Source organism: Novosphingobium naphthalenivorans NBRC 102051, from assembly GCF_001590985.1.
Lineage (GTDB): Bacteria > Pseudomonadota > Alphaproteobacteria > Sphingomonadales > Sphingomonadaceae > Novosphingobium > Novosphingobium naphthalenivorans.
In genome coordinates this window covers 1-6,455 of the sequence record NZ_BCTX01000141.1, presented here as the reverse complement: position 1 = coordinate 6,455, position 6,455 = coordinate 1, and the positions used below count along the sequence as shown (strand labels likewise).

6 protein-coding genes are annotated in these 6,455 nt (G+C 62.5%); 4 read left to right on the top strand and 2 right to left on the bottom strand.

Features of this window, described 5'->3' with window-relative positions; translation table 11 throughout:
• The first annotated feature begins 293 nt into the window (after positions 1-293).
• Positions 294-965: a hypothetical protein gene (locus NN5_RS23725; RefSeq protein ID WP_067739012.1), complete on the top strand. Its 672-nt coding sequence runs from the start codon at positions 294-296 to the stop codon at positions 963-965.
• A 299-nt stretch (positions 966-1,264) separates the two neighbouring features.
• Positions 1,265-1,549: a hypothetical protein gene (locus NN5_RS26150; protein ID WP_157081307.1), complete on the top strand. Its 285-nt coding sequence runs from the start codon at positions 1,265-1,267 to the stop codon at positions 1,547-1,549.
• A gap of 97 nt (positions 1,550-1,646) precedes the next feature.
• Here NN5_RS26150 and NN5_RS23720 read toward each other — a convergent pair whose 3' ends face one another.
• Both NN5_RS23720 and NN5_RS23715 read right to left on the bottom strand, forming a co-directional pair.
• A complete protein-coding gene (locus NN5_RS23720) occupies positions 1,647-1,850 on the bottom strand; it encodes a helix-turn-helix domain-containing protein (RefSeq protein WP_067739009.1) in 204 nt (67 codons plus the stop codon).
• 121 nt (positions 1,851-1,971) lie between these two features.
• Complete coding sequence (locus NN5_RS23715) at positions 1,972-4,395, bottom strand: TonB-dependent receptor (RefSeq protein ID WP_245656682.1); 2,424 nt, start codon at positions 4,393-4,395, stop codon at positions 1,972-1,974.
• A 230-nt stretch (positions 4,396-4,625) separates the two neighbouring features.
• On the opposite strand from NN5_RS23715, the gene NN5_RS23710 reads away from it, so the two are divergent.
• The gene (locus tag NN5_RS23710) at positions 4,626-5,303 is read left to right on the top strand and encodes a response regulator transcription factor (protein ID WP_067739007.1); all 678 of its coding nucleotides are present in this window, start codon (positions 4,626-4,628) and stop codon (positions 5,301-5,303) included.
• 79 nt (positions 5,304-5,382) lie between these two features.
• A complete protein-coding gene (locus NN5_RS23705; protein WP_067739003.1) occupies positions 5,383-6,453 on the top strand; it encodes a PA0069 family radical SAM protein in 1,071 nt (356 codons plus the stop codon).
• Positions 6,454-6,455: the final 2 nt, after the last annotated feature.

Genomic DNA, 6,455 nt, shown 5'->3' with positions numbered 1-6,455 from the left:
AATAAAGCCTATTATGAGCGTCACATCAGTCCTTCCTGTGCCACTACGGCATCCCCGCTTCGACCCGATCCAGGCCTCGCGGTTGACCACCAGAACGTTGTAGCATGTATCTGAAGAACTGGAGCCGGATTGGCGAGGCTAGAAAGTTTCCAGCCCCTTGCAGCAGCGAAGCTTGGGATGCCCGAACTTGACGTGGCAATCGAGGAGACAAATTTGCCAGTCTCGGTCACAGACGTCTATCTTGCCTAGAATCACGTAATGCCAACCACGGCGTTCAGCGTTGAAAGGGGAGCATGATGCCGGCTGGGGAAAACGCGTTTACCACGTGGGGGATTATCACGCTGGTGGGCGGCTCATCAGTTTTCGCGGCGATTGTGACACAAGGCGTAGGTTGGCTGCGGGACTGGTGGAAAGCCAAAGTCAATCGAGAGTTTGCAACGGTGTACTTGGTAGCTGCCTTGGAAAGGTATGCCAATGAGGCGTCAAATGCGATTTCTGACTCAGAAAACTACGATAGTTCCGACGGAGAAATAGGTCGTGCAGTCGTCAACGTGCCAGAGCTCACGGCGTATCCCGATTCGATCGAATGGACTGCTCTAGGGCCAAAAACAACAAAACGGATGCTGGCTTTCCAAGTGGAAATCGAGGCGATCAGATCCTCTATAGCCTTCCATTGGGAGGTCACAGGTGATGAGGACTTCGTGATTCCGGACGTGCGGGAGAAGACGGCGCTCGTAGGACTGAAGGCCCTTCAGCTGGCAGCCGTGCTCGAAGCCGAATATGCGGGCGAACCTATCGATCTTGGCAATCAGGATTGGTCGGTAAAGGCAGCACTCCAGGATGGGCTGACGAGGTACACTGACCTGCGCATCGCCCGTGAGGCCGCCTCGGCTAAGATGTACGAGGAATTGAACGCAGCGTTACCGAGTGGCGCTGAACTGACAAAGGCAGAGGTGGGAGGATGACGACCGCGGAGGAATGGTCGGCTGGCTGCGGGGTTTACTTCAATATCTGATCGGTCTCCGTGATAAAGTGCGAGTGTCCATTATCGCGATGCAGACTCTAAAAGTCGATAGTCCAGACTCCCCGACAAAGCCGACTTCCGGCGTCCTTGACAATCGTACTGGAAGCTGACGCTCATTCATGGAAGGATCGCCGTGAACGAACGACGCCTTTTCGAAACTTTCACGACCCCGCTAAGCGGCGACTATGTCGGGGTGAGCGGACATTGACTTCCTAGCTGGATCGTGCGGAACTCGGGCCGATGCCGCACGTCGCTCTTGCCCTTCCTGCGCTTTTCGCTGCGAGCGCGGCTTATGCAGGTCCTAGTCCCGCAGAATTCGCCAATGCCGTTGCCGAATTTACGGGCAAGTCGGTTTCCGTCACTGACATTCGTCGCCTGTCATGCAAGGGCGTCGACGAAGAACCTACTGAAGCAGAGTGCAAGTGGCAGCAGAGGAGCGATAAGAAGTGGAAGAGCTTTTCTACTTACGTCGCCGTTGATCGAACGGGATGGCACCTAATTGACGCCCCAAGCCTGACCCGCTGATGTCCGCAATGTCGGCGCGTCCGGAAAGACAGCTTTTGAGCGGACAACGTGAAAAAGCTGCCATTTCCGCTAGACTGTGCGGAAAACAGATGTTCCGTCATGGCAGGTTCCGGGATCGCCACGGGTTCCGGAATGACTGGGAGGGGCTTTCATAGCCGATCGCATAGCCGACCGCGGCCACCTCCACGCCTTCGGCCAGCAGCAGGCGCCGGGCGGCCTGCAGGCGGATCTGTTTCGGATATTGCACCGGCGTCATGGCCGTCGCCCCGCGGAAGTGGCGGTGAGAACTGGCAAGGCTCATGCCCGCGTTCTACTCCAAGGCCCAAGCCCACAAAAAAGCCCGCCGCTTCCGAAGAAGGGCGGGCTTTTCTTGCAGCGCCGCCGTCACGAACGGCGCCACGGGGGGCAGGTGATGCGCGCGATCAGAACGCGACTTGCGCTTCCAGGCCGAAGGTGCGCGGCGGGTTGAAGTTGCCGTAGTCGCCCAGCACCTTGTCGTTCGCGGCCGAGCGGCGATAGATGTAGGTGGTGTTGAGCAGGTTGCGCGACCAGGCCGAGACCGTCAGCTTCTGGCCGCCCTCACCCATCGGGATGTCCGCCAGCGCGATGCTGCCGTTGACCACGAAGCTCTTGTCGGTGCGGGTCGACTCGTTCTGGAAGCTGTACACCGGATCGGAATAGTTGCCGTCGATGTGCGCGCGCAGGGTCATGCCGTTGGCCGAGACCGGCACGTCATAGTCGATATAGCCCGACGCGGCGTTTTCCGGGGTATACACGGTATAGACCTGATAGAGCGCGCCGCCCAGGTTCGGGTTCGGCGTCGCCGGAACCGTGATGTGGGTATAGGCATAGGACAGGCCCATCGTGACATTGTCGACCGGGCGGACCGTCAGCTGCGCCTCGACACCGCGGATCTTCGATGTGCCCGGGGCATTCGCCGTGTTCTCGGTGTGCAGGTTGAAGGTCGGGTTCGGCGTCACCCCGTCGGGCAGGTAGGGGTTGGTGTCGACATTGTCGAAGTCGGTCTGGGTGCCGGTGCGGTCCATGATGTAACCGGCCAGGTTCAGGCGGACGTGATGGTCGAGGAAGTCCATCTTGGCGCCGACTTCATAGGACTTCACCTTTTCCGGGCCGAACGCGAGGAAGGTGGCCGAACGGTCGTTGGCACCGCCCGCGCGGTAGCCAGTGGCGTACTTGGCGTAGAGGTTCACGTCCTGCGTGGCATCCCAGGCCAGCGTCACCATCGGGTCGAAGCGGCCCTTGTTGTACGTGAAGGTCCAGGGCGTATCGACGCCGGACACCATGGTCAGCGCCCCGTGCCGCTTGTCCTTGGTGTAGCGGCCGCCGACGGTCAGGTGCAGCACGTCGATCGGGGACCAGGTGGCTTGGGCAAAGGCGGCATAGCTGTGCGCGGTGGCGTTGCTGTCACGCTGGACGAACCACGAATCGCGGTCCCAGCCGTTGTTGCTGCTGGTGATCGTGCCGGTCACCAGCTCGCTGTTGATCGAGTAGCCGGTGCCGTCCGCGTTCCAGGTGTTCGAGGCCGGCGTGGCCGCCAGTTCGTGCGCATATTCGGTGAAGTAGTAGAGGCCGGCCACGTAATCGAGGTGCGGCAGGCTGCCGACGACCTGGAATTCCTGGCTGAACTGGCGCTGCGACAGGTGCGAGAGGCTGTAGCGGCTGAACGGCGTGTTGGGCGCGTAGATCGTGCGCGCCGGGCCGCCCGAGTTGTCCCACTGGTCGGTCGTGACCTGGCGCCATGCCGTGATCGAGCGCAGTTCGATCGACGGGGCGACTTCCCACTTCAGATTGGCCGAGAAACCGCTGGTCGCATCGACACTGGGCTGCTGCGGCACGCCGACTTGCGCGGTCTTGAGGCGCTTGCCGCCAGTGGGCGTGATCAGCGGCGAAAGCGGCGCGATGCACACATTGGTGGTCTTGTTGCAGGCCGAGCCGTTGTACGTGAGGATGCCGCCGGTATACGTGCCGACATTCTCGTTCAGCGGGTTGTAGTTGATGAGCTGGCTGAAGTTCGGCGTGTTCTCGTCCTTGGCCTTGTCATAGGCGAAGGTCGCCGAGAAGCCCTTGATCGGTTCCCACTTGGCAGTGATGCGGCCGCCCACGTCGTTGTGGTAGTTCCAGCCGGTCTGGCCCGCGAGCGGGTCCTTCACCGTCGCGTCCTGATGCTGCATCAGGCCATCGACCTTGACCGAGACGTTATAGACTTCCGGCAGGTTGAGGTGGAGCTGACCGGTGTAGCTGCCGTAGTTGCCCACGCCCGCGCTCATGCGGCCGCCGAATTCGCCGGTGGGCTGCTTGGTGACGATGCTGACCGCGCCGCCTTCGGTGTTGCGGCCGAACAGCGTGCCCTGCGGGCCTTCGAGCACTTCGATCCGGTCGACGTCGAACAGCGCCGCGTTGAGGCCCTGCGAGCGGCCGAGATAGACGCCGTCGATATAGACGCCGACGCCGGTATCGCGCGCGGTCTGGTTCTGGTCGAACGGCACGATGCCGCGGATGCCGACGGTGAGCGCGGACTGGCGCGCTTCGAAGGTGGCGACGCGCAGGGTCGGCACCGAACCGTCGGCCAGGTCGATCAGGCTCTGGATGTGGCGGTCCTTGAGCATCGTGGGATCGACCACCGAGATGGCGATCGGGGTCTTCTGCAGGTTGGTCTCGCGCTTGGTGGCGGTGACGACGATCTGGTTCAGCCCCTCACCGGCCGCGGCATCGTCGGCGACAGCGGCGGAAGAAGCGCCAGACGCATCCTCCGCGAAGGCAGGCGTGGCTGCCGCGAGCGCGAAAACGCAAGTGGAAAGACAGAGTGAAACAGCTTTGATACGCACGGTAGTGCTCCCTGATGGCGATCGCCGCAGGAGCTTCGTGACAACGCGTGATGCGCCCCCTGCGGTCAGGGCGGGCATCTATTCCGGGCAAATGTACGATTTGCGGCCGAAATTTTCCGGATATGTTGCGGTTTTCTTACGGATGCGAACTGCGGAATTTTCGGAGCGTGGCGTCTTGATCCGGTGCCTATCCATCAAGACGTCCCGCGCACGCATTTCCGGATCAATCCATGCTGAAACTCAATCGCCTTCTGCTCACCTCGGGTGGGCTGGACCTGATCAATTCGATTTCCGACCTTTTCTACAGCATCCAGGTTCAGATCGTGGACCCCGACAGCCTGCTGAACCAGTCCTTCGACGATTCCACCTGGATCTTCATCGACTGGCTGCTTCCGGCGATGGCGGGGATACAACTGGTGCGGCTGCTGCGCGCTTCGGGCCTGGGCGAAAAGGTCCGCATATCGATGGTGCTGCCCGACCGGGACGAACAGATGCAAATGCGCGCGCTGGCCGCCGGGGCCGACGACTACATCATCGGGCCGCTCAACCCGGACCAGCTGATCGACCGCATGAAAGCCTATCGCGTGGCGCTGACCCCGCCGGACGATCCGGTGATGACGCTCGGCGAGATGACCGTCGACACCAATGCCTATCTCGTCCGCTTCCGCGGCAAGCCGCTGCCGCTGAAAGTCAACGAGTTCCGGCTGCTGGCGCATTTCGTGCGCCATCCCGACAAGGTCTATACCCGCGGCAACCTGATCGGCGTGCTCGGCAAGAGCAAGGACGTGAATGACGAGCGGACGGTGGACGTCTGGATGAGCCGGCTGCGCAGCACCTTGCGCCGCCACGAAGTGCCCTATGTCCCCCGCACGGTCCGCGCCTGCGGCTATATTCTCGATACCGTATAGGCCGCCGGCGCGCGGCCACGGCAGGGCGTGGACCGCGCGCCGGATTGACCATATGTTCTCATTATGTTCTAATGTCTGAATGACAGCAATCAAAGGCAGAGGAGCAGTCAGCGGCGCGGCCAGCACACGCTTCAACCTGCCCGCGCGGGAGCAGGACGGGGACTGGCTCGACAGCGCCGAAACGATCGACGGCCCGGCCCGGCACCCGGCCACCACTGTCACCGAGGAACACCCGCGCTCGATCCTTTCGTTCAATGCCTCTCCCGACATCCCCTTCGACCGTTCGGTAAACGCCTATCGCGGCTGCGAGCACGGTTGCATCTACTGCTACGCCCGGCCCAGCCACGCCTGGCATGATCTCTCGCCGGGGCTGGATTTCGAGACCCGGCTGTTCGCCAAGCCCGATGCCGCGCGGCTGCTGCGCGAGACCATGGCCAAGCCCGCCTACCGCCCTGCCCCGATCGCGATGGGCACCAATACCGATCCCTACCAGCCGATCGAGAGCCGCTACCGGATCACCCGGCAAGTGCTCGAACTGTGCCTTGAAACGCGCCATCCGGTGACGATCACCACCAAGTCCGACCGCGTGCTGCGCGATCTCGATCTGCTGGCGGATCTCGCGCGGTGGCGGCTCGTCGCCGTGGGCATTTCCGTGACCAGCCTTGATGCCCATCTCTCGCGCCTGCTGGAACCGCGCGCGGCGACGCCGGCCAGAAGGATCGCGGCGCTGGGGCGGCTGGTTCAGGCCGGGGTGCCCGCGCATGTTTCGGTCGCGCCCGTCATTCCCGCGATCACCGACAGCTTCCTCGAAGGCATTCTGGCCGCAGCGGCGGGGCAAGGCGTACGCGGGGCGATGTGGATCATGATCCGCCTTCCCCACGAAGTCGCCCCGCTGTTTCGCGAATGGCTGGAGGCGCATTTTCCGGACCGTGCGGGCAAAGTCATGGCGACCATCCAGTCGATGCGCGGCGGGCGCGACAACGATCCCCGCTTCTTCACCCGGATGAAACCGCATGGCGTCTGGGCGGACCTGCTGCGCCGCCGCTTCCGCCTCGCCGCACGCCGCCTCGGCATGGGCACACCGGACGTGGCGCTGGACTGCGCGCAATTCCGAAAACCCGCCTTGGACGGGCAGTTGGCGCTATTCTAGTC

Excerpts from the sequence above, each read along its gene's own strand:
- NN5_RS23725 (WP_067739012.1), top strand. The coding sequence starts at position 294 with ATGATGCCGGCTGGGGAAAACGCGTTTACCACGTGGGGGATTATCACG.
- NN5_RS26150 (WP_157081307.1), top strand. The coding sequence starts at position 1,265 with ATGCCGCACGTCGCTCTTGCCCTTCCTGCGCTTTTCGCTGCGAGCGCG.
- NN5_RS23720 (WP_067739009.1), bottom strand. The coding sequence starts at position 1,850 with ATGAGCCTTGCCAGTTCTCACCGCCACTTCCGCGGGGCGACGGCCATG.
- NN5_RS23710 (WP_067739007.1), top strand. The coding sequence starts at position 4,626 with ATGCTGAAACTCAATCGCCTTCTGCTCACCTCGGGTGGGCTGGACCTG.
- NN5_RS23705 (WP_067739003.1), top strand. The coding sequence starts at position 5,383 with ATGACAGCAATCAAAGGCAGAGGAGCAGTCAGCGGCGCGGCCAGCACA.